The organism is Streptomyces hokutonensis (assembly GCF_042751305.1).
GTDB lineage: Bacteria > Actinomycetota > Actinomycetes > Streptomycetales > Streptomycetaceae > Streptomyces > Streptomyces hokutonensis_A.
In genome coordinates this window covers 252,046-277,379 of record NZ_JBHYWD010000009.1, presented here as the reverse complement: position 1 = coordinate 277,379, position 25,334 = coordinate 252,046, and the positions used below count along the sequence as shown (strand labels likewise).

Sequence of the window (25,334 nt, the reverse complement as noted above, 5' to 3'; positions counted from 1 at the left end):
CGTCGGCAGGCAAAGGGGTCGGGGTCCTCACAGGCGTTCGAAGGAGCGGCGCAGCTCCCAGTCGGTGACGGCGGCGTCGAAGGCCTCGAGTTCGACGCGCGCCATGTTGCGGTAGTGCGCGACGACCTCGTCCCCGAAGGCGGCCTTGGCGATGGGGCTGTTCTCCCACAGGTCGGCGGCCTCGCGGAGGTTGGTGGGGACGTGCGCGTACTCGCCGGTGTAGGCGTTGCCGACGCAGGCCTCCGGCAGCTCCAGCTTCTGCTCGATGCCGTAGAGCCCGGCCGCGACGAGCCCCGCCACGGCGAGGTGCGGATTGACGTCGCCGCCGGGCAGCCGGTTCTCGAAGCGCATGGAGCGGCCGTGGCCGACGACCCGGAGGGCGCAGGTGCGGTTGTCGTAGCCCCAGGCGACGGCGGTCGGCGCGAACGAGCCCGGCTGGAACCGCTTGTAGGAGTTGATGTTCGGGGCGTAGAGCAGCGAGAAGTCGCGGAGCGCGGCGAGTTGGCCCGCGAGGAAATACCGCATGACCTCCGACATCCCACCGGGGTCGCCCTCGGCCCCCGCCATGGCGTTGCCGCCGTGCCCGTCGCCGAGCGAGAGGTGGATGTGGCAGGAGTTGCCCTCGCGCTCGTTGTACTTCGCCATGAAGGTGAGCGAGACGCCTTCCTGCGAGGCGATCTCCTTGGCGCCGGTCTTGTAGACGGCGTGCTGGTCGCAGGTGACGAGGGCGTCGTCGTAGCGGAAGGCGATCTCGTGCTGGCCGGGGTTGCACTCGCCCTTGGCGGACTCGACGGTCAGCCCGGCGGCGGCCATTTCATTACGGATACGGCGGAGCAGCGGCTCGATCCGCCCGGTCCCGAGGACCGAGTAGTCGATGTTGTACTGATTGGCCGGCGTGAGCCCTCGGTAATTCGCGTCCCAGGCCTGCTCGTACGTGTCCTTGAACACGATGAACTCCAGCTCCGTACCGACCTGCGCGGTGAAACCGTGCTCGGCGAGGCGCTCCAGCTGGCGGCGCAGGATCTGGCGGGGTGCGGCGACCACCGGCGATCCGTCGTTCCAGGCGAGGTCGGCGATGAGCATGGCGGTGCCCGCGTTCCAGGGCACACGGCGGAGGGTGGACAGGTCCGGGTGCATGGCGAAGTCGCCGTAACCGCGCTCCCAGGAGGACATCGCGTAGCCGTCGACCGTGTTCATCTCGGTGTCGACGGCGAGAAGGTAGTTGCAGCCCTCGGTGCCGTGTCGGAGCACGTCGTCGAGGAAGAAGCGGGCGGCGAACCGCTTGCCCTGGAGCCGGCCTTGCATATCGGGGAAGGCCAGGACGACAGTGTCGATCTCGCCACTGGCGACGAGGGCGTGCAGCTCCTCGACGCTCAGCGGGGGTGTGCGGTCTGCCACGGGAAAGCTCCTTCGGCTTCTGCGCGCTTTTTCCGGCCGGGCCGGAAGCCATAAGGTATTGCGGAGAACCATTGCTTGGGAAGGGGGTGCCGCCATATGTCGCTGGATGCGGAGGACGGCGTCGAGGACCGGTTGACCCCGGTGCTGCGGCCGGTGCGGGCGGGCAACGGCTTCGAAGAGGCGCTGGAACAGATTCTGCAGGTCGTACGGCTGGGTCTGGTGCCGGGGGGCGAGCGGTTGCCGGCCGAGCGGGAACTGGCCGAGCGGCTGGGGATCAGCCGGGTGACACTGCGCGAGGTTCTGAAGGTACTGCAGGACCAGGGGCTCGTGGAGTCGCGGCGCGGACGCTACGGCGGGACGTTCGTGCTGCCGAAGTCGGACGCCGGCGGCGAGGACGAACTGCGGCGCCGGATCAGCGTGGTCGACATCGAGGACGTACTCCGTTTCCGGGAGGTGCTGGAGGTCGGCGCGACGGGCCTGTGCGCGACGCACGGGCTGAACGCCGAACAGGCGGGCCGCCTGCGCGACGCCCTCGCCCGCACGCACGACGCCCCGCTCGCCGACTACCGCCGCCTGGACACCCTGCTCCACCTCACCCTGGCCGAACTGTGCGGTTCGCCGACCCTGACCGCGCAGTACGCGGCGGTGCGGGCCACGGTGAACGACCTCCTCGACTGCATCCCGCTGCTGGTCCGCAACCTGGAGCACTCCCAGCGGCAGCACATCGCGCTGGTGGAGGCGGTGCTGGACGGGGACGCGGACAGGGCGCGGGAGATGATGCGGGAGCACTGCGCCGGGACTGCGGCTCTGCTGCGGGGCTTCCTCGCGTGACGGATGGGGTTGTCTAATGGTCCCCGTCGAGTCCATTCACGTCGCTTCGCGGTCGGAGGAAAGCATGGCGGGCAGGCCGCTGATCGGCATCAGTACGTATCTGGAGGCCGGGGCGCGTTGGGGCGCCTGGGAGCTGGAGGCCGCGCTGCTGCCGGCCGGCTACCCGCGCCTCGTCCAACAGGCGGGCGGTCTCGCCGCGATGCTTCCGCCGGACGCCCCCGAGCACGCGGCGGCGACCGTGGCCCGTCTCGACGGCCTGGTGATCGCGGGCGGTCCCGACGTCGAGCCGGTCCGCTACGGCGCCGAGCGCGACCCCCGCACGGGCCCGCCCGCCCTCGCCCGGGACGCCTGGGAACTCGCCCTGATCGAGGCCGCGTTGGCGGCCGGCCTGCCCCTGCTGGGCATCTGCCGGGGGATGCAGCTCCTGAACGTCGCCGTGGGCGGCTCCCTCGTCCAGCACATCGACGGCCACGCGGAGACCCCGGGAGTCTTCGGCCGCCACCCGGTCAAGCCGGTACCGGGAACGCTCTACTCGGCGGCGGTACCGGAGGAGACGTCCGTACCGACGTTCCACCACCAGGCCGTGGACCGCCTGGGCGCGGGCCTCGTGGTCTCGGCCTGGGCCGAGGACGGCACGGTGGAGGCCGTCGAACTCCCGTCCGCCGACTGGGTGTTGGGGGTGCAGTGGCACCCGGAGATGGGCGCGGACCTGCGGGTGATGCGGGCGCTGGTGAAAGCGGCCGCAGTCGCTACAGAACCGACCCCCACCGCGTCCTGAGCCAGCCGAGGGCCGCGTCACCCTGCGCCCGCTGGAAGGCGCGCAGGGTGGGCAGGCCCGGCGGCGGAGGCAGCAGCGAGTGCTCGACAAAGAACGCGGCGAGCCCCGCCAGGGTGGCAGTGACACCGGCCGGATCGGCGCCCTCGGCAAGGGGATGCCGACTGAACAACTCCTCTGGATCCGGACCGCCTTGGGCCCGCACACACGGCAGCATGACCAGCAGGTCGAACCAAGGGGCGGCAAGGACGGCATGCGGCCAGTCGACGAAGACGACTCCGCCGTCGTCCGTGAGCAGCATGTTGTCCGCCCGCAGATCGCCGTGCGCGAGGGTGTCGCCGGTCGCGGACTCGGCCCAGGGCTCGGCGAGTTGGGCAAGTTCGGGAAGATGCCCGACCGTCCAGGGATCGAGCCGTCCACCGACATCACCCGCCTCCCCGTCGAGCAGACGCCGCCACCCGTCGAAGTCGTCGCCAAGACTGTCGGCGACGGACCGGGCGGCGACGGGAGACGGCGTGAGGGTACGGCCGAGCCGCTCCACGGCGTCCAGGACCCGCGTCAACTCGGCTGCCCGCCAAGGGACATGGGGCTGCCGCCCCACCACTTCCTCGAAGACCAGGACGACCCAGGTGCCGTCGTCATGGATACCGAGGAGACGAGGAGCGGGAACCGCGACCGGCAGAGCCGCAGCGTTACGAGCCTCCGCACGATGCAACCCCGGGCTGTGCGGGTTGACCTCGGCACTGACCGCCTTGACGAAGGCCCGAGCACCGTCGGCGGTCCGCACCCGGGCGGCGGTCCCCGGCGAGAACCCGCCGACCTGAGTAACGGCCTGCGTCACCGGCGAGCCGAGCAGCCGCGCGACGGCGTCGTGGACGTGGGCGGGGAGGTCTTCCCAGGGCGTACGGACGCCTGCGGCGGGCGGAGCGGCATGAGGAGACATGCCGGTCATGGTGAGGGAGGGGTACGGGCGCGTGCCAAGGGTTTTCGCTCTCGGGGCTCCTGCAACGGATTGGGCCGGTGCACCTCTCGACCCATCGAGTCGGGTGGTGGGTGGGCATAGGTCGGGGGTCTGGGGGGCGGAGCCCCCCAGGCAGAAACATCAACCCCGGGTCAGGGACAACAGCTCCCGCGCCGGGCCCGTCGGTCGGTGGCCCGTTGGCCAGACCGCTCTCAGGTCTCGGGCCAGGGTGAGTCCCTCGACCGGGATGCGGACCAGGCGTCGGGTCGACAGTTCCTCGCCGACCGCCAGTTCGCTCAGGACGGCCGGGCCCGCTCCGCTCACGGCCGATGCCTTGACCGCCGTAGTGGAGGACAACTCGATGAGAGGGCGGGCCAGGCCGCCCAGGGCCGCGTCCAGGACCTGGCGGGTGCCCGAGCCCTTTTCCCGGAGGATCAGCGGTGTCGACGCCAACTCCGTTGCGGGGACGGGGCGTCGGCGGCGGGCCCAGGGGTGGGTCGGGGCCGTCACGACGATCAGGTGGTCGTGTGCTATCACCGTGGAGTCCAGGCCGGGCGGGACCGACAGACCCTCCACGAAGCCCAGGTCCGCCTCGTCGGCCAGGAGCTGTTCCGCGACCGTCGTGGAGTTGCCGGCCAGCAACGACACCGCCGTGTCGGGGCGTTGGGAGTGCAGAGCCAGGAGCCAGCCGGGGAGCAGATACTCCGCGATGGTCATGCTCGCGGCGACCCGGAGCCGGGAGTCGCGCCGGTGCCGTAGCGCCTGGGCACCCGCGTCGAACGCGGCGGCCGCCTCGACGACCCGCCGGGCCCAGTCCGTGACCAGGGCCCCCGCGTCGGTCAGGCGTGAGCCGCGCGGGGAGCGGTCCACCAGGGCGACACCGAGCTGCCGTTCCATCGAGCGGATCCGGCTGCTCGCCGCCGGCTGGGTGATGCCGAGTTCCCGCGCCGCACCTCCGAGGCTGCCGAGCCGGGCCACCGCCAGCAGCAGTTCCAGCGCGCCCAGATCCGGCACCCGGTGCGCTATCGACCCTTCCCGCCCGCCGTCCGTCTCGTCACCGCTCATAAATCCAGTTTATGTCCCCATAGACACATACTCCCTTCTCGCCCGTCTCAGCGGGCGAGACGCTGGACACATGGTCACCGCAGTACGTCACCTCGGACCCAACTGGTACGCGTCCGTCATGGGCACCGCCATCGTCGCCACGGCCGGCGCCGGGCTCCCCGGCCACCTCCCGGGACTGCGCACGGCCTGCGCCGCCGTCTGGGCCCTCTCCCTCGCCCTGCTCCTGACCCTGCTCGCCGCCCGCACCCTGCACTGGACCCACCACCGCGACCAGGCCCGCGCCGATCTCCAGGACCCGGCGACGGCTCCGTTCTACGGCTGTCTCGCGATGGCCCTGCTGGCGGTGGGCGGCGGTGCCCTGGTCGTCGGACAGGACTGGATCGGACTGCGGGCGGCGGTCGTCCTCGACGCCGTGCTGTTCGGCGCCGGTACGGTCGTCGGGCTGGTGGCCGCCGTCGCCGTCCCGTATCTGATGGCCGTACGGCATCACGTGCACCCCTCGGAGGCGACCCCGGTGTGGCTGCTGCCCGTCGTCGCGCCCATGGTGTCCGCCGCCCTTGGACCGCTCCTGGTGCCGCATCTGCCGGCCGGGCAGCCCCGGGAGACCCTCCTCCTCGCATGCTTCGCGATGTTCGGGCTGAGTCTGCTGGCCACGCTCCTGATGCTCCCGCTGGTCTTCGCACGGCTCGTCGCCGGCGGACCGCTGGCCCTCGCACTCACCCCGACGCTGTTCCTGGTGCTGGGCCCGCTGGGCCAATCCACCACCGCCGTAGGCAAGTTCGCGGACTTCGCCCCCGGTGTCGTACCGGCCGCCTCCGCCCGGGCCTTCGGTCTCCTCGCCGTTCTCTACGGCGTCCCCGTGATGGGCTTCGCGCTGCTCTGGTTCGCCCTCGCCACCGCGCACGTCGTCCGCGCCCGGCGCCGGGGCATGGGCTTCGCGATGACCTGGTGGGCGTTCACCTTCCCGGTCGGCACCTGCGTCACCGGCGCCGAGTCCCTGGCCCGGCACACCGGCCTCGCCGTCTACGACGGACTCGCGTTCGTCCTCTACGGCGTGCTCGTGGCCGCCTGGGTCACCGCCGCCGCGCACACGGCCCGGGGGCTGGTCAGCGGCGAGCTGCTCGCAGGGCCTCGCCCAGCACCCGTGGCGCCTCGGCCAGTGACGGCCCGTACCACGTCAGGTGCCGGCCGCTGACGAGCGCGCAGGGCAGGCCGGGGAAGGCCTCCGGTCCGTCCTCGGCCGTGAAGCGGTACGGCTCGTCGGGGAGGACCACCAAGTCCGGTTCTGCGGCCTGCAGTTCATCCAGAGTGGCGCGCGGGTAGCGCTCGGCGTGCGTCGCGTACGCGTGGTCCACGCCCAGGCGGGACAGCACATCGCCCGCGAAGGTGTCGCGGCCGAGCACCATCCAGGGGCGCCGCCAGACGGGGACGACGGCGGTCAACCGGCGTTCTGGGGGCGGGAGTTCGGCCCATGCCCGCTCGGCCTCGTCCAGCCAGCGCGGTCGTTCGGTCGCTCCGCAGGCGTCGAGGACCCGGTCCAGTTCGCGGAACGCCTGCGGGACGTCACGCACTTCGGTGACCAGCACCTCAACACCCGCCTCCCGCAAGGCCGTCAGGTCGGGCTCGCGGTTCTCCTCCTCGTTGGCTACCACCAGGTCGGGCGCGAGGGCGAGGATGGGGTCCAGCTTCGGGTTCTTGGTGCCGCCGACGCGGGTGACGTCCAGGCCGGACGGATGGCTGCACCAGTCGGTCGCGCCGACCAGAACTCCTGGCAGCGATACGGCAATTGCCTCCGTCAGGGACGGTACGAGCGAGACGACGCGCATCAGCGCGGGCGGTCCTGGACCGCCTCGATGTGCTCGGCCACCGCGACCACCACGACCCGGGTGTCCGGCACGGTCGCGCGCCAGCGGTGGCGCACCCCGCCGGTCAGGTACATCGTGTCGCCGCGCACGAGGCGGTACGCGCGCCCCTCCGCCTCGATCTCGACGGCGCCGTCCGCGACGTACATCAACTCGTCGTTGCGGTGCTGGAATTCGCGTCCGGCGTCATGGTCGCCGGTGAACTCCGAGGCGTGCAGCTGGTGATGGCCCCGTACCAGCGAACGCATCCGGGGCGCCGCCGACTCGGGTTCCTCGGCGCGTACGACGTCGACGCTGCACGCGGGGTCGGCGGCGGCGAGGAGTTCGACGGCCGTGGTGCGCAGGGCGTCGGCCACCTTCTCCAGGGAACTCCGGCTGGGGCGCGCCCGGTCGTTCTCGACCTGGCTCAGGAAGGGCACCGACAGACCGCTGCGCTCGGCCACGACGGCGAGCGTCAGGTCCAGCGCGCGGCGCCGCCGCCGTACGGCCGCACCCACCCGAAGGGGCTGTTCTTTGTGGTCGCCCATGGCTCCGGCTCCCTCCTTCGCTCGTCGGCCCGCAGCCGGTTCTGAAACTGCCTCTGATGAGTTCTCTGCACCCTACGCATGTTCGGCAAACCGTTTCATGCGCCTGTCACATCCACGTCACACAGCGTGCGATCGGACCTCACGGTTCTGGCCAGTGCGCAAGGGCCCGCTGACCCTCGATCAGCGTGGGAGTTCCTCTCTACTCTTCAATGCGCGCGCTGTCGCCTGTGTTCCCGCTCACTTCCCGGGCCCGATCCAGCGGCTTCGTAGCGCTGTGTGGTTGGCCGGATCCTTTTCGTACCGGGACAGCACGAAAGGCGGGGGGGGCGGCCCCCCACGGGGGGCCCGGCGCGGCCCCCCCCCCCCCGGCGGGGGGGGGGGGGCGCCGCGGCGGGGCGCCCCCTCCTCCCCGGGGTGGGGGGTCGGCGGCCCGGGGGGGGCCGGGGCCGCGCACCCCCCCCCGCCCCGGGGGGGGCGGCCGGGACTGTCAGGTCATCCGGCCGCCTGGCTCTTCTGGTTCTGCTTCACCGGTGCCCACCGGTCGACGAGGCCCGGGTGCTGCTTCAGCCAGGTGCGGACGGCGGACTGCTCCTGGCCCTTGCCGGACTTCTGGATCTGCGCCTCAAGCCCGGTGAGCTGCGCCTCGGTCATACGGAAGTCCTTCAGCCACTTCCCGACGTCGGGGTTGTCGGCGGCGAAGCCCTTGCGGGACACGGTGTGCACGCCGTCGCCCTTGCCCCAGGCGCCCTTCGGGTCGCTGAGCTTCTTCAGCCCGTACTCGCTGTACGCCCAGTGCGGCGACCAGAGCGTGACGACGATCGGCTGCTTCTTGGCGTACGCGCGCTTCAGCTCGGCCAGCATCGCCGGGGTGGAGCCGTCGACGACGTCGTAGCCCTGAAGGCCGTAGTCCTTGAGGACCTTGGTCTTGAGGAGGCCCATCATTCCGGCGCTCGGTTCGATGCCGGTGATCCTGCCGCCGAACTCGGCGGCGTGGGTCTTGAGGTCGGCGAGCGTGTTGACGTCCTTCACATACGACGGGACGGTCAGCTCCAGCGATGTGGAGCCGTACCAGCTGCCGAGGTCGTCGAGCTGCTTGCCGTACTTCTTCCAGTACTCGGCGTGGGTGGTGGGCAGCCAGGCGTCGGTCTGGAAGTCGACCTGGCCGGTGGCGACGCCCGTGTAGAGGGGGCCGGCCGCGTACTGGGTGGTCGTCACCTTGTAGCCGCGCTCCTCCAGGAGCTCCTTCCAGAGGAAGGTGGAGGCGATTCCCTCGTCCCAGGGGATGTAGCCGATGGTGATGTTCCTGCCCTTGCCCACGTCGGTGGCGGAGGTCGCCTTCGTGCCGGAGGAGGGGCCGAAAACGCCCAGGCCGCCGGCCACCAGGGCGAGGACGACCACACCGATCACGGCGAACGCCGGGCGCGGGCGGTGGTTCCAGGGCTTGGCGCTCTCCGCCGCACGGGCCTTGGCGGCGGCCCTGCGGCCGAGCGGGGAGATCTGGGTGCCGAGCGCGCCCGTCATCCGGTCCAGGTAGATCGCGAGGACGACGATGCCGACGCCCGCCTCGAAGCCGAAGCCGATGTCGAGCTGGCCGATGGCCTCGTTGACCGCGCCGCCGAGGCCGCCGGTGCCGACCATGCCGGCGATGACGACCATCGACAGGCCGAGCATGATGACCTGGTTGACGCCCGCCATGATCGTCGGGAGGGCGAGCGGCAGCTGGACGCGCAGCAGGGTGTCGCGCGGTGAGGTGCCGAACGCCTCGGCCGCCTCGACGAGTTCGGCGTCGACCTGCCGTATGCCCAGCTCGGTCATGCGGACGCCGGGGGCGAGCGCGAAGATCAGGGTGGCGATGACGCCGGCGGAGGTGCCGAGCCCGAAGAAGAGGATCGCCGGGATCAGCAGCACCATCGACGGCATCGTCTGGAGCAGGTCGAGGGCCGGCCGTACGACCGCGCTGACCGTCTTGGAACGGGCCGCCCAGATGCCCAGCGGGATCGAGATCACCAGGGCGATGACGGTCGCCACCAGAACCAGCGCCAGCGTCGACATGGACCGGTCCCACAGGTCGAGCGAGTCGATCAGCAGGAACCCGGCGAAGGCCAGGACACCCGCGACCAGTCCGCGCAGCCACCAGGCGAGCACCGCCAGGATGCCCGCGAGAAGCAGGGGTTCGGGCGCGGTGAGCACCGCGTTGGCACCGTCGTACATCCCCTCGACGACCGTCTTGATCGCGTCGAAGAGCCAGGACATGTGGGCGACCAGCCAGTCGACACCCGAGTCGACCCAGTCACCGAGCGGAAGCCTAGGCACAGGCGGTCACCTGCTCCCGCCCTGTGGGCTCGCCACCGAGGAACGCGACCAGGCGTTCCTGCGGTACGACTCCTACGACGGCGTCGGCCGCGTCGAGCACCGCGACCGGGTGCGTGAGGCGGGCGCTGAGGGTGCACAAGTCGGTGAAGGGGGTGTCCGGCGTGGCGGTCTCGCAGTCGCAGTCGGCCTCGTGGCCGTCGACGACGGTGTCCATGACGGCCGAGGCGGTCAGCACCCGGGAACGGTCGACGTCCTGGATGAAGGAGGCGACATAGTCGTTGGCGGGGCGCAGCAGGATGTCCTCGGCGGTGCCGGTCTGGACGATGCGGCCGTCGCGCATGACGGCGATGCGGTCGCCGAGCCGCATGGCCTCGTTGAGGTCGTGGGTGATGAAGACGATGGTCTTCTTCAACGACTTCTGCAGTTCCAGGAGTTGATCCTGCATGTCCCGGCGGATCAGCGGGTCGAGCGCGCTGAAGGACTCGTCCATGAGGAGCAGGTCGGCGTCGGTGGCCAACGCCCGGGCCAGGCCCACGCGTTGCTGCATTCCGCCGGACAGCTCGTCGGGCCAGGAGTCCTCCCAGCCGGCCAGGCCGCACAGCGCGAGCGCCTCGCCGGCACGGGCCTCGCGCTCGGCGCGGGGCACGCCCTGCACCGCCAGTCCATAGGCGGCGTTCTCGCGGACGCTGCGGTGCGGGAAGAGCGCGAAGTGCTGGAAGACCATGCTGATCTTGCGGGCGCGGACCTCGCGCAGCTCGCGGTCGGTGAGCGCGGTGAGGTCCTGGCCGTCGAAGAGGACACGGCCCGCGCTGGGCTCGAGGAGTCCGTTGAGCATGCGCAGGAGCGTGGACTTGCCGGAGCCGGACAGGCCCATGACGACGAAGATCTGGCCCGGTGCGACGGAGAAGGAGGCGTCGATCACGGCTGGAGTGGTGCCGTCGGCGCGCAGTTCCTCCCGGTCGGCTCCTGCCTGGAGCCGTTCGACTGCCTGGTCGGGTCGTCTGCCGAACACCTTGTACAGATGCTCGGCTTCTAGCCTGGCTGACACGCGTACCTCTCGTTCGGGGTCAGGACGTGGCGGGGCCGCCGACAGTTGAATGTGCAACCGAGCCCGCTCCGAGGCCGCGCCTGCCCTCGCTTTCCGCGCGCAAACACAGGAGTGGCCCAGCTCACCCACCAGCGGTGTTCGTCCCTCCGGGTGAGACGGGGAGGTGGTCCTCGCGCCGTCGTGCGGCATGATGCGTGACGTGACCGGACGACTGATGCTCCTCGACACCGCCTCGCTCTACTTCCGCGCCTACTTCGGCGTCCCGGAGTCCGTGAAGGCGCCGGACGGGACGCCGGTGAACGCCGTGCGCGGGCTGCTCGAATTCATCGACCGGCTGGTCAAGGACCACCGTCCCGACCAGCTGGTCGCGTGCATGGACGCGGACTGGCGGCCTCAGTGGCGGGTCGACCTGATCCCCACCTACAAGGCGCACCGCGTCGCCGAGGTGCGCGAGAGCGGCCCGGACGAGGAAGAAGTCCCGGACACGCTCTCCCCGCAGGTGCCAATCATCGAGGCCGTCCTCGACGCGGTCGGCATCGCCCGCGTGGGCGTCGAGCCCTACGAGGCGGACGACGTGATCGGCACGTTCACCGCGCGCTCCAAGGGCCCGGTCGACATCGTCACCGGCGACCGCGACCTCTACCAGCTCGTCGACGACGCGCGCGGCATCCGGGTCCTGTATCCGATCAAGGGTGTCGGTTCCCTCCAGCTCACCGACGAGGCGTTCCTGCGCGAGAAGTACGGTGTCGACGGGCGCGGCTACGTGGATCTGGCGCTGCTGCGCGGCGACCCCAGCGACGGTCTGCCGGGCGTGCCCGGGATCGGCGAGAAGACGGCGGCCAAGCTCCTCGCCGAGTTCGGTGACGTGCCCGGGATCATGGCGGCGATCGACGACCCGAAGTCCAAGCTGACCCCTTCGCAGCGCAAGCGCCTCGACGAGGCACGGCCCTATGTGGCGGTCGCGCCCAAGGTCGTACGGGTCGCGGACGACGTACCGCTGCCCGATGTCGACCTCGCCCTGCCGCGCGCCCCGCGTGATCCGGAGCTGGTGGGCGCACTGGCGGAGCGCTGGGGGCTGGGCGGATCATTGCAGCGACTGCTGACCACGCTGGGCGCGTAAGCATTGTTCTTGCCCTGTCTTTGTTGCCTTTCACAGAGGATGTAGTGCTAGCTTAGGTAAGCCTAAGCATGGGAATTCGGGAGGCCGTCATGGCAGAACGTCCGGCACGGAAGCCGCGTAAGCCCCACTCCGCGCAGGTTGTCCGCACCGAACGGCTGACCCCCCACATGCAGCGTGTGGTGCTCGGTGGCGAGGGTCTGGCCGAGTTCTCGGCGGACACCTGCACCGACCACTATGTGAAGCTGCTCTTCCCGGCCGGGGGCGCCACCTACCCCGAGCCCTTCGACATGGAGCGCATCCGCGCCGAGTTCCCGCGCGAGCAGTGGCCGGTGACCCGGACCTACACCGTGCGTGCCTGGAACCCCGAACACCGCGAACTCACCCTGGACTTCGTGATCCACGGCGACGAGGGCCTCGCCGGCCCGTGGGCCACCCGCGTCCAGCCGGGCGAGACCGTCCACTTCATGGGCCCCGGTGGCGCCTACGCCCCCGACACCGACGCCGACTGGCATCTGCTCGCCGGGGACGAGAGCGCGCTGCCCGCGATCGCCCGGGCGCTGGAGTCGCTGCCCGAGGGCGCCACTGCCCACGCCTTCGTGGAGATCTCCGGGCCCGAGGAGGAGCAGAAGATCGACTCGGACATCGAGGTCGTCTGGCTGCACCGCGGGGACCGTCCTGTCGGCGAGGCGCTCGTCGAGGCCGTACGGGCCCTGGAGTTCCCCGAGGGCCGCGTACACGCGTTCGTCCACGGCGAGGCGGCCTTCGTGAAGGACCTGCGGGCCCTGCTGCGGGTCGAGTCGGCGATCCCGCGCGAGGACCTGTCGATCTCCGGCTATTGGCGGCTCGGCCACAACGAGGACGGGTGGCAGGCCTCCAAGCGGGAGTGGAACGCGAAGATCGAGGCGGAGCAGGAGGGTGTCACCGGGGCCACGGCCGCCGCGTAGCGCCCAGGTACGGTTCCGAACGGGGCGGTGCTTCGAGGCACCGCCCCTTCGTCATGCGCCGGTCGCTCACACCGACCGTTGGTACGACCTGAACGTACGTATCGACAGCCACACCGCCACCACCGCCAGTCCCAGCAGCGCGCCGCCCCGGCTGAGCACGTCACCCCAGTCCGGGTGCTCGGACATCGCCGAACGGCCCGCCACCATCGCCCAGTTGAGCGGGTTGAAGTCGGCTGTGTGCCGCATCCACGAAGGCATCTGCGAGGGTGCCATGAAGGCGCTGGACAGGAAGGTCAGCGGCAGCAGCAGGAAGGTGTTGATGCCGATGATGGACTCCCGCTCCTGCACCAGCATGCCGAGCGCGTTGGACAGCGCCCCGAATATCGTGCCGAGCAGCACCGAGGCGACGATCAGGATCGCGACGCCGCCGACGCCGCCGGGGTAGTCGGCGCCGCCGAGCAGTCCGAGCAGCACGATGACCATCGACTGGAAAGCGGTCACCAGGCCGTTGTTGACGACATTGCCGTTCATCAGCGCGGCCCGGCTGACCGGAGTGGTCAGGAAGCGGTTGAGGGTGCCGCGCTGGATCTCCTCCAACGTGCCCATGCCCGCCCACATGTTGGAGCTGAGGGCGCTCATCACGACCACACCGGGGACCAGGTAGTCCAGATACGAGGTGGTGCCGAAGCCACCGAGTTCGACGACCTTCTTGAAGAGGTTGCCGAAGAGGAACAGCCAGATCACCGGCTGGATGAGGGTGATGACCGCGAAGGCGGGCTGCCGTGCGAACACCCTGAGTTGACGCTGCGTCATGTACCAGGTCTGGGAGACGGCGGTGCTCATCGCGCACCTCCGGCGAGGGCGACAGCCGGCTGCTCGGTACTGTCCGCGTCGGCCTCGGAGTAACGGCGGCCGGCGTAGCGGAGATAGACGTCGTCCAGTGAGGGGCGGGCGACGGTCGCGGCGGCGACTCCGACGCCGACCCGCTCGAACGCCGCCAGCAGGACGGGCATCGCGGCCGCTCCGTCGTCGGCGCGGGCACTGACCCGGCGTCCGTCGACCAGCACCTCGTGCACGCCGGGCAGCCCGACGAGGGCGCTCTTGAGCAGCGTACGACCGGCGTCGCCGACCGCTTCGCGCAGCTCCAAGTGGACGGCGTCGCCCCGGAGTTCACCCTTGAGGGAGTCGGGGGTGCCCTCGACGACGACCCGGCCGCGGTCGACGATCGCGATGCGCTCGGCGAGCCGGTCGGCCTCTTCGAGGTAGTGGGTGGTGAGCAGGATGGTCAACCCCTCCTCCCCCGCGAGCCGGCCGATCTCGTCCCACATCGCCGTGCGGGCCTCCGGGTCGAGGCCGGTGGTGGGCTCGTCGAGGAAGAGCACCTCGGGCCGGTGCACCAGGCCGAGCGCCACGTCCAGGCGGCGGCGCATTCCGCCGGAGTAGCCCTTCACCGGGCGCTTGGCGGCGTCGGTGAGGGTGAAGCGGTCGAGGAGTTCGTCCACCCGCCTTGTGAGGGCGGCGCCCTTCAAGCCGTAGAGCCTGCCCTGGAGTTGGAGGTTCTCGCGGCCGGTCGCCGTCGGGTCGGCGCCCGAGTTCTGGGCGACCACGCCGATCGCGCAGCGCACCCGGTCCGGGTGGCGCAGCACGTCGTGTCCGGCCACGGTCGCCGTGCCGGAGTCGGGGCGGGCCAGGGTGGTGAGGATCTTGACGGTGGTGGACTTGCCGGCGCCGTTCGGCCCGAGGAGGCCGAAGACGGTGCCTGGTTCGACGGTGACGTCCATGCCGTTGAGGGCGGTGACGTCGCCGGGATAGGTCTTGATGAGTTGGTGTGCCGCTACTGCGGGCGCACGGGTACTGCCCATGACAGCTCTCCATGAATGAGCGGATGTGAGACGTGAAAGGTCACGACTGATCCGCGTGCAGAGCGCCGGGCTATCCTGGGTGTGCCGCACCTCGATTGCCTGGCTTGCCGCACGGCGGGTCGGTCTCGGGGTTCGTGACCCCGGCAGGGCTGCTGCAACAGCCCGGTCGGGGTCAGTCTTCGCTAGGTGAACTCCGGTGGCTGTTCCCCCGTTTCGTGGAAGTGGCGCCAGCCTTCGACGCCGAGCATCGAGCCCTCTCTGAGCTCCTTCAGCAGGCCGCGGACCCACTCGGTCTGCGCCTCGGTCATGTGCAGCTGGTACTCGACCTCGACGAGGAAGAGGCGGGGCACCGACTCGTAGAGCTTCTCCAGCGCTCCGCGCTCGCCGGCCGCCTGCACCTCCAGGTTCTTCACCCGCTCCTCCAGCAGCGTCACGGCCTCGTCGGGGTGCAGGGCGCCCAGCAGCGAGAGGGCCGTCTCGAAGATGGGGAACTCCTTGACCGGGCGGGCCAGCAGCTCCGACAGCCACTCGGTCATCTCATCGCGCCCGGCGCCGGTCAGGCCGTAGACCGTGCGCTCGGGGCGGTTGCCCTTGCGCTCTATGTCGGCGACCTCGACGAAGCCGTGCTTCTCCAGGTTCTGCACGACCGTGTAGAGCGAGCCGTAGTTGATCTTCGTGCTGGTGTCCTTGCCCTGGCGGCGCAGGGTCTGGGCGATCTCGTACGGATGCATGGGGCCCTGACAGAGGGTCACCAGCACGGCGAGTGCCAGCGGGTTGCTGAGCTTGCGACGCTTCGCGGCCACGGGGCCACCACCTCCCATCCCTCTCTCGAACCCACCTCGCATCCGAATATTCGTGATCGAACATATCGCGAGTCGCCGCACAACGTCAATACACGATGTATCGCGATTTTGCGCCGAGGGCAAGAGCGTGAGGACTTGGGCCCGCCCTCGACACCGTCGCGTGACGCGTCCGAAACAGGCCGTCCCTAATTTCTGTCACCCGACAGGAATTCGCGCCGAAGGCAGGTGCCGCCGTGGCCACAACCGCCCCCTCCGACGTACGCCCCGATCCGCCCCACTCCCCCGACGACGGCTCCCTCGCCGAGTTCGGCTACCGCCAGGAGCTGCATCGCAGCCTCGGCCGGTACGCCTCGTTCGCGGCCGGGTTCTCCTTCATCTCCGTCCTGACGACGGTCTTCCAGTTCTTCGCCTTCGGGTACGCGTTCGGCGGCCCGGTCTTCTTCTGGGCCTGGCCGATCGTGCTGGCCGGCCAACTCCTGGTCGCCGCCTGCTTCGCGGAACTGGCCGGGCGCTACCCGATCTCGGGCGCGATCTACCAGTGGTCGTCCCGCGTCTCCAACGCGACCTTCGGCTGGTTCGCCGGCTGGATCATGGTGATCGGCCAGATCGTCGTCGTAGCGGCGGCGGCGCTCGCGCTCCAGATGGTGCTGCCGGCGATCTGGTCAGGCTTCCAGCTGGTGGGCACCGACCCCACGCCCACCTCAGCGGACGGCGCGGCCAACGCGGCGGTCCTGGGCGTGATCCTGCTGGTCCTGACGACGGTCGTGAACATCCTCGACAACCGCGTGATGTCGGTGATCAACCGGGTCGGAGTGACGGCGGAGATCATCGGCGCGATCCTGATCGTCGTGCTGCTGCTGACCCACTCGAAGCGCACCCCGACCATCACCTTCCACACGACCGGCAGCCTGGAGGGCGGTCTGCTCGGCGCGCTGCTGGTCGGCTCGTTCACGGCGGCGTACGTGATGATCGGCTTCGACAGCGCGGGCGAGATGAGCGAGGAGACCCACAACCCCCGCCGCACCGCGCCCCGCACGATCCTCACCGCGCTCACCGCCGCGGGCCTGCTCGGCGGCCTGATCATCCTCGGCGGCCTGCTCGCCGCGCCCAGCCTGACCGACGGCCACCTCGGCGTCGACGGCCTCAGCTACGTCCTGACGAGCCGCCTCGGCGACGGCGTCGGCAAGGCCCTGCTGGCCGACGTGGTGGTCGCAATCGCGGTCGCGACCCTCGCCATCCAGACCGCGGCCTGCCGCATGCTCTTCTCCATGGCCCGCGACGGCCAACTCCCCTTCTCCGCCCGCCTGTCCAAGGTCAACCCGCGCACGGGCATGCCCAGCGCCCCGGCCATCGTCGTAGGCGTCCTGTCCGCAGCCCTGCTCCTCCTCAACTTCGCCTCCCCCGACGCCTTCCTCGCCATCGGCACCACCTGCATCGTGATGCTGTACCTGGCCTACGCGATGGTGACGGGCCCGCTCCTGATCCGCCGCCTGCGCGGCGAGTTCACGACGGACGGCACGGACGAGACGGGCGCCCGCCTGTTCTCCCTGGGCCGGTGGGGTGCGCCGGTCAACGCCCTGGCGCTTCTCTACGGCCTGGTCATGACCGTCAACCTGGCGTGGCCGCGGGCTGCGGTGTATGACCCGGCGGGTGGGCACTGGTACTTCCAGTGGTTCACGGTGTTGTTCTTGGTGGTTACGGTGGGGGTTGGGGTCCTGTACCGGTTGACGGGCGCACAACGGGTGCGCCCCGTCGAAAGGACTTGATCCGCCGAGTCAGGCACGAGGCGGGAAGACATCGTGGACGATCAGCACCGAGCCGGCCCGGCCGGCGTGGTGCTGATCGGTCCCCCCGACCGGATCCATCCGTCCAGTTTCAGCCATGCAATCCCTACTGCGTCTCCCCCGTGGCGGACGATGACCTGTCCAACGAGATGATCTTGCCGACAGACCGCCACCTGGCCCGCCGCACCGTCCAAATCGCGACCTCGTCCATGGTCTGCCCACTGCCCGAATCAAGCACAAAATCCGATGCGGCAGGGACAGTTGGTGCTGCCGCGAGGAGATAGTCGCGGGAACCGATGTTTTGTGGCCAGAAGTAGCCGTTCCACAAAGAGTCCAACATATCGCATCATAAATTACATGAATAGCGACACGTTCACACGGGAGTTGTCAGTTCCAAGTGTGTTGTGCCCTTTTCCGGTCACTTACGACGAGAGGGCGGCCAGCAAGGCGGACGCGGAAATTACCGCTTGGGCACTGAGCCTTGATCTCTTCCCGGGGCAACGGAGTGAGCTGAACGGATACCGGTTCGGCACGTTCGCGGCGTTGACGCACCCCGACGCGGTCGATCATGACCACCTGATGCTCGCGGCCCGCAACATAACCGCCCTGTTCGCCGCGGACGATCACTATTGCGACGAGGGAGTCGAAGGCGTCCGTCTCGCCATGAGCGCCTCACGGCTCGCTGCGTCGCTGACCGCACTGGAGAACGGCTCCCGGCTGCCCGACTGCCCCTCGATCGAGGGCTTTGTCGGCAGTGACCCAGTGGCGCGCGCGCTCCGTGAGACCGCAGTGCACATCACACGCTTGGGCACGGCGGCCCATGTGGGCCGTCTGCGCCACGAGACGATTGCCACGTTCTTGGCGATGGCGGCGGAAAACGCCTGGCGCATCGCCGGACACGTTCCCGATCCAGCGGAGTATCTGGCCCATCGCAAGTACAACGGGGCCATGGCCTGCCTGGTACTGATCGATGTGGTCGGCGGCTATGAACTGCCCGTCCGTGACTGGGAAGAGCCTGGTGTTCGGTCCCTGTCGCTCGCCGCCTCATTGATGATCATGCTGGTGAACGACCTGTATTCAGTCGCCAAGGAAAGCGCCGACATCGGCAGCCACAGCCTGCCCACCGTGCTCTCCGCACGCCACGGCTGGACCCTTGAACGGAGCATGCGCGCGACAGGCGAAATCCACGATCGCCTCATGCGCGCGTATCTGCGCCTGGAACCGGAGATCGCCCGCCGTGCCTCGCCCGAACTCGCCCGCTATCTCGCCGGACTACGGCACTGGATGCGGGGAAATCTCGAATGGCACACTCTCACCGGGCGGCACAACCATCGCGCGGGACGCCCTACCCCGAAGACAGGGCCCCACGGTCCCGTCCATGACCGAATCGAAGCCGATCTTCACGACTTGGCCGCCGTCGGTGTCTGCCCACACTGCGGAGACCTCCACACCACGGCTACAGCGGCCGCTTAGACCAACTCGGAAGAAGCCGCAGAAGAGCGAGGATGAGCGAGATCGGCACGCCGCGCCCCACATATGCTTGATCGTAATGAGACGCCGCACCACGCCCCCGCCATCTCCCCTGCCACAGCGCCAGGGGGTGGATCCAGTGCGGGTCCGGTTGCCGGCCGGGGACACGTGGACGACCGTTCGGGATCATCTCGTGGCGCGGCTCTCGGCCGGCGCCGGGGTGATCGACACCATGCTCGACGAAGGCCGGATCGTGGATGTCACGGGGCGTCCGGTGCCGCGGGACATGGCGTACGTGCCGGGAATGTACGTGTGGTTCCACCGGGAACCGCCCGACGAGGAACAAGTGCCGTTCGAGATCGAAGTCCTTTACCAGGACGAGCACTTGGTTGTGGCCGACAAACCGCACTTCCTGGCCACCACTCCACGCGGCAGCCATGTCACCGAGACAGCCCTGGCGCGGCTGCGGCTGCGGCTGGGTATTCCGGCCCTGGGCGCCGCCCACCGGCTGGACCGGCTGACGGCCGGACTGGTGCTGTTCACTGTCCGCCCCGAGGAGCGCGGCGCGTACCAGTCACTGTTCCGGGACCGGCGGGTGGCAAAGGAGTACGAGGCCGTGGCACCGTACGACCCCGCGCTGGCCCTGCCCCGCACCGTGCGCAGCCGGATCGTCAAGGAGCGCGGAATCCTCGCGGCCTTCGAGGTCGAGGGCGAGCCCAACGCCGTCAGCCGGGTCGAGTTGCTGGAGCACCGCGACGGACGCGCACGGTACCGGCTGGTGCCGCATACCGGGCAGACGCATCAACTGAGGGTGCACATGAGCGCGTTGGGAGTGCCGATCCTCGGCGATCCCCTCTATCCGGTGACGACCGGCCCCGTGCCGACCGGTGACTTCTCACGCCCGCTCCAACTGCTGGCGCGAGTCCTGGAGTTCACCGATCCGGTCACGGGGCACGAGCACCGCTTCGTCAGCCGGCGGACACTGCGGTCCTGGCATTCCTATGAGGAGTAGGCAGGGTAGTTCCGTGCCCGGTCGACTCACTCACCGCGCCACCAGAGCAGGAAACGCTGGAACACGCCTGGTCGGCGGGGCGATTTGGGCGCCGACGGGCGCGGCGGCTCGACGGCCGGGACGGCGGTTTTCTGACTCTTGGGCTGTGGCTGCTCCTCGCCCACCGGCCAGTTCTTCGGTCGCGGCGACGGCACCGTCCTGGCGACGGGCCCCTCCATGACCTCCTGTGGGCGCTTCGGCTCGAACTTCACCGGCAGTTCCACCAGATGCCGGTTCGCGACGGACGACCGCCAGCGCAACTCGTGCTCCTCGCAGGCGAGTTGGATGTCCGGAACGCGGGCCAGCAGTGCGTCGACGCCGACATCGGCGATGGCACGGCCGATGTCCTGGCCCGGACACCCGTGGGGTCCGCCGCTGAACGCGAGATGGGAGCGGTTGCCCTGCATATTGGCCTTGAGGTCGGGTCGAACCCGTGGGTCGACGTTGCCTGGTGCCATGCCGAGAAGGAGTCCGTCGCCCTTGCGGATGCGCTGACCGCCCAATTCGGTGTCCTGTTTGGCAATGTAGGCAAAAACCGTGCTGAACGGCGGCTCGTCCCACAGGGACTGCTCGACCGCCTCGGGCACGGTCATCTGGCCACCGTTCAGCTGGGCGCGGAAGCCCGGGTCGGTGAGCACCACACGCAGCACGTTGGCGAGGAGGTTGGCGGTGCTCTCGTACGCGACGATCAGAATGAGTCGCAGGTGCTGGCCGATCTCCTCGTCGGTGAGGCCCGCCGGGTGGTTGATGAGGTGGCTGGTGAAGTCGTCCCTGGGTTCGGCCCGGCGTCGGACGGTGAGCCGCATCAGGGCATCCATGACGTACTGGTTGCTGATGATCGCGGTCTCGGTGCCCTTGAGCATGTCGCGGGCTGCCTGCACCAACCGGTCGCCGTACTCCTCGGGCATGCCGAGGATCTCGCACATCACCGCCATCGGCAGATGTTCGGAGAACTGGGCCACCAGATCGGCCCTGCCCTTCGTAATGAACTGGTTGACGAGGTGCTGGGTCGCACGGTTGATGTGGCGGCGGATGCCCCGGTGGTCGATGGTCGACATGGCTCCGGTGACCGCGCCGCGCAGCCGCAGGTGCTCGTCGCCTTCGGCATGGGCGCACATGGGCTGCCAGGCGAAGTGGGGCATCAGCGGGTGGTCGGGCTTGACCGTCCCGTCGAGCATGGGGGTCCACAACCGGCTGTCCTTGCAGTACTGCGTGGGGGTACTCACCATGTGCAGGTTCTCGCCGTGACCGAGAACGATCCAGATCGGCACGTCTTCGTGAAGCAGCGCCGGGGCCACCGGCCCGTGTTCGGCGCGGAGTTGCTCGTACACGGCTCCCAGGTCCTCGGCCTCGGGGCCGTAGAGCCGACGCAGCCCGCCGGGGCCCGTGCCGTGTGCGGGGCAACCGGGGGGCGGCCCGAGCATGGGGTCGTCCGTACCGGTCGGAAAGTGGGATTCAGGCGTCACGGTGATCGCTCCGAAAGTGAAGTGGATTCGGTGCCAGCAGAGTTGACGGACCGTCACACAGGCGAGGTCTTCGTCATCTCCAGGGAGTACAGGAAGCGCATCAGCGCCATGAGCGTGTCGCGGCTGGAGGCCCGGCGGCGGGCGTCGCACTCCACGATGGGAATCTCCGGCGCCAGGTCGAGTGCCGAGCGCAGGTCCTCGATCGGGTAACGGGGCGCGTCCGGAAAGGAGTTGACGGCGATGACGAAGGGCACACCGCGCTCCTCGAGCCGTCCTATGACGTCGAAGCTCACCTCCAGGCGCCGGGTGTCGATCAGCACCACCGCGCCGAGCGCCCCTTCGAAAAGGCCGTTCCACAGGAACCAGAAGCGTTCCTGGCCGGGGGTGCCGAAGAGGTACAGCACGAGTTGCTCGGTGATGCTGATGCGGCCGAAGTCCATGGCAACGGTGGTGGCCGTCTTGGTGTCCGAGCCGTAGTTGTCGTCGACTCCGACGCCGGCCTGCGTCATGGTCTCCTCCGTGGTCAGCGGCCTGATCTCGCTGACCGAGCCGACCATGGTCGTCTTGCCGACCCCGAAGCCGCCGACGATCACGATCTTCGCCGCGGCCTGGGCCGTGGACGGGAGATGGTCCTCCGTTCGGGGACCCGTGATGGTGTCAGAGCTTTTGAAGTCCATGCATCACCGCTTCGAGGAGGGAACGGTCGGGGAGCGCCTGGCGGACGATCGGGGCGCGCGCCTGCACCAGTTCGGCCGCCAGCAGCTCGGTGAGCAGGACGGTCACCACGCTGTACGGCAGGTTGAGATAGGCCGACAGTTCGGCCACGGACAGGGGGGCGATACAGAGCCGGAGCAGCGCTGCCTGCTCCGGAGTGGCGGACAGCGGCGCGTCGGTGCGAGCCACGATCAGCGTGACCAGGTCGAGTTCGGCGCGGTCGCCGTCCTCGGCGGCGCCGGTGAGCACGTACAGCCGTTCCGGGATCTTTCCTTCGGCCTGTTTCCCGGCGGGCTGAGGTAATTCCGTCGGATGTCGCCGTCGGCGTTGCGGAGGAGTCATACGGTCTGCCCGTTGCGCCTCGGCGGGCTGGTGAGGTGGGCGCCGATTCTGACGACGAGGTCGCGCATTCGGTTGCTCATCAGGCCGGGCTCGGCGACGACGTCGGAGAGGACCGCCAGGTAGGCGTTGGCACCGGCGGCCATCAGGTAGAAGTAGCCGCCGTTGATCTCGATGATGACCATCTTCATGCGTCCGTCGCTGCCCGGGATCTCGGAGGCGACGGCACCCGCCAGGCTCTGCAGTCCGGCGCAGGCCGCGGCGACACGGTCGGCGGCGTCGGGGTCACCGCCGTAGCGGGCGATGCGCAGGCCGTCGGCGGAGAGCACCACGATCTGCTGGATGCCAGGCACGCCGTCGGCGAGGTCCTTGAGCATCCAGTCGAAGTTGGCTCGCTGCTGGATCACTTGAGATCCCCCTCGTCGTCGGCCTCGGCACGGGCCGGCTCGGTCTTCTGGGTGAATGCGTCGGGGTCCGGGTCTCCCTTGAGGCCTTCCATGAACGCCTCGACCCACAGGCCCGGTTCGGGCTCTTTCTCTTCCGGCCCGGGCGCCGGCCGGGGCGCCCCCCAGCCGGAGCCGGCCTCCCGTGCGGCGGCCTCGGCGCGCTCGGCAGCGGCGGCCTCGGCATAGCGCTGCGCGAGCGGGATCTTCACCCGGCTGCGGCGCTGCGGCAGGCCACCCGTCGTCCACTCGGTGACCTCGGGGACGTCGTCCTCCATGGACACCGAGCCCGCGACGCGCGGGTTCGTGGGCCGACGCCGCTTGATCGTGCGCTTGGGGCCCTCCACGGCTCCGAGCTCCACCTTGGGCAGGGCGGTGGCGCCGATGCCGTGGGCGAGTCCGGGGGCCGTACCGGCGGTGAGCATCTCGCTCGGCACGACGAGTACGGCGCGGACCCCGCCGTAGGCCGAGGCACGCAGCGAGATCTGCATGTTGTACGTGGCGCAGAGACGGCCGACGACGGCGAGGCCCAGGCGAGGGCTCTCACCGAGGTCCTGGAGATCGGTGCCGGCCTTGGCCCGCTCCAGCATGCCTTCGGCACGGGCCCGGGACTCCTCGCTGAGGCTGATACCGCCGTCCTCGATCTCGATGGCGACACCGGTCTGCACTTCTACGGCAGTGACGTGCACCTTGGTCTGCGGGGGCGAGTAGCGGGTGGCGTTGTCCAGGATTTCGGCGGCCGCGTGGATGACCGGTTCGACGGAGATGCCGCGGATGTTGACCTTGGCGATGGAGTGGAGCTCGATGCGCCGGTACTCCAGGATGCGGGACATCGCGCCGCGCAGCACGCTGTACAGCGGCACGGGCTCGGGCCACTGGCGTCCGGGGCGGCCGCCTCCGAGCACGGAGATGGAGTCGGCGAGGCGGCCGATCAGCGCGGTGCCGTGGTCGATGCGCAGAAGGTCGTCGAAGACCTCGGGGTTGCGGCCGTGGTCCTCCTCCATCTCCCGGAGTTCCTTGGCCTGTTGGTGGACGATGGCCTGGACGCGCCGGGCAATGCTGACGAAGGAGCGCTGCGCGGAGTCGCGCATGTTCTCCTCGCGTTCCACGATGCCGAGCACGGTCCTCAGCAAGTCGCGCTGCGGCTCGGGAAGTTGCCGCCAGTCCGGATCGGTGTCGACAACTTGGCGAATCACCTCTCCGGGGGATTCTCCGCTGCTGAGCCGGTGCAGCGCGGCGGGCAGGATCTCCGTGCCGAGGCGGACCATCTCCTGTTTCTGGTCGGCGATCCGCCGTTCCAGATACGCAGTGTGACGGTCGTGCCGGGCGCGTTGGTCCCGGAGGCTGCGTCCACGGCGTACCGCTTCGGCCGCCGTGGCGATCACGAGAAGCGTGGCGACGGCTCCGCAACAGCCGACGGCGAGCCGGGCCGGCCCCGCCACCAAGGCGACGGCGGCTCCGGTCGCCGCGGCCATGACTATGGCCGGCAGCAACAGCACGCGCGCGTAGGGAAGTTCACGGTCACCGGGAGGCGATTGAACACTCACCATGTATGCCCTCTGAGACGGGTCGGCTGGGGGTCGGGGGAGCTTCTATATCTTTTGGATGTTTGGGAACAAACGCACGAATACAGCCCAACTCGGTGCGCTGCGGGCGAGCTTAGTCCGACCGGATCATCGCTGTGTCATATTCAGCAAGCCCCTGAAAAGGGACACAGGAGAGGAGTACGCTCAGCCCATTTACACGCAGCGCCATCATTCGAACACGGCACGTGACGGTGAACGGGCATACGGAAATCACTCACCGTAAGGAGTGAAGCCCCGATTCCGGGCCCGATCCGGCCGGGATCCGGCCCGATCCCGACCGCGCTTCCGGCCAGATCCCCGGCTCAGATCCCCGCGATACGCAGCGCCGCGTCCGCCGTCGCCTCCGCGAAGGCGGACACTGGCCGCTCGGGGTCGGAGCGGTGCACGAGGATGACGCCCTCGATGAGCCCGAACAGCAGATCCGTGCGGAGTTCCAGCTCGCTCTTGGCGAGCGCCCCGCCGGCGGTGGTCGCGGCGAGCAACTGCCGGTAGGCGTCCTTGAGTTCGGCGCGTACGGCGTGGAAGCCGGCGAAGCGTTCGGCGCGCACCTCGGGCAGCAGATAGAGCCCGCCGAGGTTGTGCGTGCCGCCGCACAGCAGCTCGACGTCGGTGCGGCACAGCTCCCAGAGCCGGTCCTCGGCCGGGGTGGTGTCGTCCGCGAGGAGTTCCCTGGCGCAGGTCAACGAGGGCGTGACCGTGGACTCCAGGAGGTCGGCGAGGAGTTCCTCCTTGCCGGAGACGTAGTGGTACATGGACGCCTGCCGCATGCCCGCGAGTTCGGCGACGGCCCGGGTCGTTGTGGCCGCGTAGCCGCGGGTGGTGAACAACTCGGCCGCGGCGGCGAGGAGTTCGGCACGCGGGGACAGTCCACTGTCCGGCCGCTGATCGGCCCGCGGCCTGCCCACCCGGCGTCCACCCATGGCTCCCATGGCTTCGATCCTCGCACACGGCACCGTTCCGCAAACGCCCGGT

At 69.7% G+C, this 25,334-nt stretch carries 24 protein-coding genes; 8 read left to right on the top strand and 16 right to left on the bottom strand.

Going from position 1 to position 25,334, the window contains the following annotated elements:
• Nucleotides 1-27 precede the first annotated feature (27 nt).
• On the bottom strand, nt 28-1,398 hold the full coding sequence (locus ACFXC1_RS24940) for a glutamine synthetase family protein (protein WP_381245934.1): 1,371 nt from the start codon (nt 1,396-1,398) through the stop codon (nt 28-30).
• A gap of 96 nt (nt 1,399-1,494) precedes the next feature.
• Between ACFXC1_RS24940 and ACFXC1_RS24935 the strand changes: the two genes are divergently transcribed.
• Both ACFXC1_RS24935 and ACFXC1_RS24930 read left to right on the top strand, forming a co-directional pair.
• The gene (locus ACFXC1_RS24935; protein ID WP_381245932.1) at nt 1,495-2,229 is read left to right on the top strand and encodes a FadR/GntR family transcriptional regulator; all 735 of its coding nucleotides are present in this window, start codon (nt 1,495-1,497) and stop codon (nt 2,227-2,229) included.
• A 64-nt stretch (nt 2,230-2,293) separates the two neighbouring features.
• Nucleotides 2,294-3,007, top strand: a complete 714-nt coding sequence (locus tag ACFXC1_RS24930; protein WP_381245930.1) for a gamma-glutamyl-gamma-aminobutyrate hydrolase family protein — start codon at nt 2,294-2,296, stop codon at nt 3,005-3,007.
• Here the strand turns inward: ACFXC1_RS24930 and ACFXC1_RS24925 are convergent.
• Nucleotides 2,979-3,947, bottom strand: coding sequence for a phosphotransferase (locus tag ACFXC1_RS24925; RefSeq protein WP_381245929.1), 969 nt, complete (start codon nt 3,945-3,947; stop codon nt 2,979-2,981). The two genes, ACFXC1_RS24930 and ACFXC1_RS24925, sit on opposite strands and share 29 nt — an antisense overlap.
• 159 nt (nt 3,948-4,106) lie before the next feature.
• Nucleotides 4,107-5,030 (bottom strand): LysR family transcriptional regulator, encoded by a 924-nt coding sequence (locus tag ACFXC1_RS24920; RefSeq protein ID WP_381245927.1) that lies wholly within the window; start codon nt 5,028-5,030, stop codon nt 4,107-4,109.
• 70 nt (nt 5,031-5,100) lie between these two features.
• On the opposite strand from ACFXC1_RS24920, the gene ACFXC1_RS24915 reads away from it, so the two are divergent.
• The gene (locus tag ACFXC1_RS24915; RefSeq protein ID WP_381245925.1) at nt 5,101-6,225 is read left to right on the top strand and encodes a TDT family transporter; all 1,125 of its coding nucleotides are present in this window, start codon (nt 5,101-5,103) and stop codon (nt 6,223-6,225) included.
• Here the strand turns inward: ACFXC1_RS24915 and ACFXC1_RS24910 are convergent.
• From ACFXC1_RS24910 to ACFXC1_RS24895, 4 genes are all read right to left on the bottom strand, one after another.
• Nucleotides 6,137-6,856: a helical backbone metal receptor gene (locus ACFXC1_RS24910; protein ID WP_381245923.1), complete on the bottom strand. Its 720-nt coding sequence runs from the start codon at nt 6,854-6,856 to the stop codon at nt 6,137-6,139. The two genes, ACFXC1_RS24915 and ACFXC1_RS24910, sit on opposite strands and share 89 nt — an antisense overlap.
• On the bottom strand, nt 6,856-7,419 hold the full coding sequence (locus ACFXC1_RS24905; protein WP_019066149.1) for a helix-turn-helix domain-containing protein: 564 nt from the start codon (nt 7,417-7,419) through the stop codon (nt 6,856-6,858). Before ACFXC1_RS24905 ends, ACFXC1_RS24910 begins: the two co-directional genes overlap by 1 nt.
• Nucleotides 7,420-7,911: 492 nt before the next feature.
• Nucleotides 7,912-9,732: an ABC transporter permease/substrate binding protein gene (locus tag ACFXC1_RS24900; RefSeq protein WP_381245921.1), complete on the bottom strand. Its 1,821-nt coding sequence runs from the start codon at nt 9,730-9,732 to the stop codon at nt 7,912-7,914.
• Nucleotides 9,725-10,780 (bottom strand): quaternary amine ABC transporter ATP-binding protein, encoded by a 1,056-nt coding sequence (locus ACFXC1_RS24895; protein WP_381245920.1) that lies wholly within the window; start codon nt 10,778-10,780, stop codon nt 9,725-9,727. The genes ACFXC1_RS24900 and ACFXC1_RS24895 overlap by 8 nt, the downstream gene beginning before the upstream one ends.
• Before the next feature lie 190 nt (nt 10,781-10,970).
• On the opposite strand from ACFXC1_RS24895, the gene ACFXC1_RS24890 reads away from it, so the two are divergent.
• Nucleotides 10,971-11,900, top strand: a complete 930-nt coding sequence (locus ACFXC1_RS24890) for a 5'-3' exonuclease (RefSeq protein ID WP_381246128.1) — start codon at nt 10,971-10,973, stop codon at nt 11,898-11,900.
• Nucleotides 11,901-11,989: 89 nt separating this feature from the next.
• On the top strand, nt 11,990-12,844 hold the full coding sequence (locus ACFXC1_RS24885) for a siderophore-interacting protein (protein WP_381245918.1): 855 nt from the start codon (nt 11,990-11,992) through the stop codon (nt 12,842-12,844).
• Between the two features lie 66 nt (nt 12,845-12,910).
• Here ACFXC1_RS24885 and ACFXC1_RS24880 read toward each other — a convergent pair whose 3' ends face one another.
• The 3 genes from ACFXC1_RS24880 to ACFXC1_RS24870 form a co-directional block, all read right to left on the bottom strand.
• The gene (locus tag ACFXC1_RS24880; protein WP_381245916.1) at nt 12,911-13,687 is read right to left on the bottom strand and encodes an ABC transporter permease; all 777 of its coding nucleotides are present in this window, start codon (nt 13,685-13,687) and stop codon (nt 12,911-12,913) included.
• A complete protein-coding gene (locus ACFXC1_RS24875) occupies nt 13,684-14,706 on the bottom strand; it encodes an ATP-binding cassette domain-containing protein (RefSeq protein ID WP_381245914.1) in 1,023 nt (340 codons plus the stop codon). Before ACFXC1_RS24875 ends, ACFXC1_RS24880 begins: the two co-directional genes overlap by 4 nt.
• Before the next feature lie 182 nt (nt 14,707-14,888).
• On the bottom strand, nt 14,889-15,509 hold the full coding sequence (locus ACFXC1_RS24870; protein ID WP_381245912.1) for a PadR family transcriptional regulator: 621 nt from the start codon (nt 15,507-15,509) through the stop codon (nt 14,889-14,891).
• A gap of 233 nt (nt 15,510-15,742) precedes the next feature.
• Between ACFXC1_RS24870 and ACFXC1_RS24865 the strand changes: the two genes are divergently transcribed.
• The 3 genes from ACFXC1_RS24865 to ACFXC1_RS24855 all read left to right on the top strand — a co-directional run bounded on the left by ACFXC1_RS24865 (nt 15,743) and on the right by ACFXC1_RS24855 (nt 19,775).
• Nucleotides 15,743-17,275, top strand: a complete 1,533-nt coding sequence (locus ACFXC1_RS24865) for an amino acid permease (RefSeq protein ID WP_381245911.1) — start codon at nt 15,743-15,745, stop codon at nt 17,273-17,275.
• Between the two features lie 375 nt (nt 17,276-17,650).
• Nucleotides 17,651-18,766 carry a terpene synthase family protein gene (locus ACFXC1_RS24860; protein ID WP_381245909.1) on the top strand — a complete coding sequence of 372 codons (1,116 nt, stop codon included), beginning with the start codon at nt 17,651-17,653 and terminating at the stop codon, nt 18,764-18,766.
• A 76-nt stretch (nt 18,767-18,842) separates the two neighbouring features.
• Entirely contained in the window at nt 18,843-19,775 is a 933-nt protein-coding gene (locus ACFXC1_RS24855) for an RluA family pseudouridine synthase (RefSeq protein ID WP_381245908.1), read from the top strand.
• 26 nt (nt 19,776-19,801) lie between these two features.
• On the opposite strand, the gene ACFXC1_RS24850 is transcribed toward ACFXC1_RS24855, so the two are convergent.
• From ACFXC1_RS24850 to ACFXC1_RS24825, 6 genes are all read right to left on the bottom strand, one after another.
• Nucleotides 19,802-21,280: a cytochrome P450 gene (locus ACFXC1_RS24850; RefSeq protein WP_381245906.1), complete on the bottom strand. Its 1,479-nt coding sequence runs from the start codon at nt 21,278-21,280 to the stop codon at nt 19,802-19,804.
• A gap of 53 nt (nt 21,281-21,333) precedes the next feature.
• A complete protein-coding gene (locus ACFXC1_RS24845; RefSeq protein ID WP_019066136.1) occupies nt 21,334-21,957 on the bottom strand; it encodes a GTP-binding protein in 624 nt (207 codons plus the stop codon).
• Complete coding sequence (locus ACFXC1_RS24840; protein ID WP_359608371.1) at nt 21,938-22,336, bottom strand: DUF742 domain-containing protein; 399 nt, start codon at nt 22,334-22,336, stop codon at nt 21,938-21,940. The genes ACFXC1_RS24845 and ACFXC1_RS24840 overlap by 20 nt, the downstream gene beginning before the upstream one ends.
• The gene (locus ACFXC1_RS24835; protein ID WP_019066134.1) at nt 22,333-22,740 is read right to left on the bottom strand and encodes a roadblock/LC7 domain-containing protein; all 408 of its coding nucleotides are present in this window, start codon (nt 22,738-22,740) and stop codon (nt 22,333-22,335) included. Before ACFXC1_RS24835 ends, ACFXC1_RS24840 begins: the two co-directional genes overlap by 4 nt.
• A complete protein-coding gene (locus ACFXC1_RS24830; protein WP_381245903.1) occupies nt 22,737-24,326 on the bottom strand; it encodes a sensor histidine kinase in 1,590 nt (529 codons plus the stop codon). The genes ACFXC1_RS24835 and ACFXC1_RS24830 overlap by 4 nt, the downstream gene beginning before the upstream one ends.
• Nucleotides 24,327-24,664: 338 nt before the next feature.
• On the bottom strand, nt 24,665-25,291 hold the full coding sequence (locus ACFXC1_RS24825; RefSeq protein WP_381245901.1) for a TetR/AcrR family transcriptional regulator: 627 nt from the start codon (nt 25,289-25,291) through the stop codon (nt 24,665-24,667).
• Nucleotides 25,292-25,334: the final 43 nt, after the last annotated feature.

Excerpts from the sequence above, each read along its gene's own strand:
- ACFXC1_RS24935 (WP_381245932.1), top strand. The coding sequence starts at position 1,495 with ATGTCGCTGGATGCGGAGGACGGCGTCGAGGACCGGTTGACCCCGGTG.
- ACFXC1_RS24930 (WP_381245930.1), top strand. The coding sequence starts at position 2,294 with ATGGCGGGCAGGCCGCTGATCGGCATCAGTACGTATCTGGAGGCCGGG.
- ACFXC1_RS24925 (WP_381245929.1), bottom strand. The coding sequence starts at position 3,947 with ATGTCTCCTCATGCCGCTCCGCCCGCCGCAGGCGTCCGTACGCCCTGG.
- ACFXC1_RS24920 (WP_381245927.1), bottom strand. The coding sequence starts at position 5,030 with ATGAGCGGTGACGAGACGGACGGCGGGCGGGAAGGGTCGATAGCGCAC.
- ACFXC1_RS24915 (WP_381245925.1), top strand. The coding sequence starts at position 5,101 with ATGGTCACCGCAGTACGTCACCTCGGACCCAACTGGTACGCGTCCGTC.
- ACFXC1_RS24910 (WP_381245923.1), bottom strand. The coding sequence starts at position 6,856 with ATGCGCGTCGTCTCGCTCGTACCGTCCCTGACGGAGGCAATTGCCGTA.
- ACFXC1_RS24905 (WP_019066149.1), bottom strand. The coding sequence starts at position 7,419 with ATGGGCGACCACAAAGAACAGCCCCTTCGGGTGGGTGCGGCCGTACGG.
- ACFXC1_RS24890 (WP_381246128.1), top strand. The coding sequence starts at position 10,971 with ATGCGTGACGTGACCGGACGACTGATGCTCCTCGACACCGCCTCGCTC.
- ACFXC1_RS24885 (WP_381245918.1), top strand. The coding sequence starts at position 11,990 with ATGGCAGAACGTCCGGCACGGAAGCCGCGTAAGCCCCACTCCGCGCAG.
- ACFXC1_RS24880 (WP_381245916.1), bottom strand. The coding sequence starts at position 13,687 with ATGAGCACCGCCGTCTCCCAGACCTGGTACATGACGCAGCGTCAACTC.
- ACFXC1_RS24875 (WP_381245914.1), bottom strand. The coding sequence starts at position 14,706 with ATGGGCAGTACCCGTGCGCCCGCAGTAGCGGCACACCAACTCATCAAG.
- ACFXC1_RS24860 (WP_381245909.1), top strand. The coding sequence starts at position 17,651 with ATGAATAGCGACACGTTCACACGGGAGTTGTCAGTTCCAAGTGTGTTG.
- ACFXC1_RS24855 (WP_381245908.1), top strand. The coding sequence starts at position 18,843 with ATGAGACGCCGCACCACGCCCCCGCCATCTCCCCTGCCACAGCGCCAG.
- ACFXC1_RS24845 (WP_019066136.1), bottom strand. The coding sequence starts at position 21,957 with ATGGACTTCAAAAGCTCTGACACCATCACGGGTCCCCGAACGGAGGAC.
- ACFXC1_RS24840 (WP_359608371.1), bottom strand. The coding sequence starts at position 22,336 with ATGACTCCTCCGCAACGCCGACGGCGACATCCGACGGAATTACCTCAG.
- ACFXC1_RS24830 (WP_381245903.1), bottom strand. The coding sequence starts at position 24,326 with ATGGTGAGTGTTCAATCGCCTCCCGGTGACCGTGAACTTCCCTACGCG.
- ACFXC1_RS24825 (WP_381245901.1), bottom strand. The coding sequence starts at position 25,291 with ATGGGAGCCATGGGTGGACGCCGGGTGGGCAGGCCGCGGGCCGATCAG.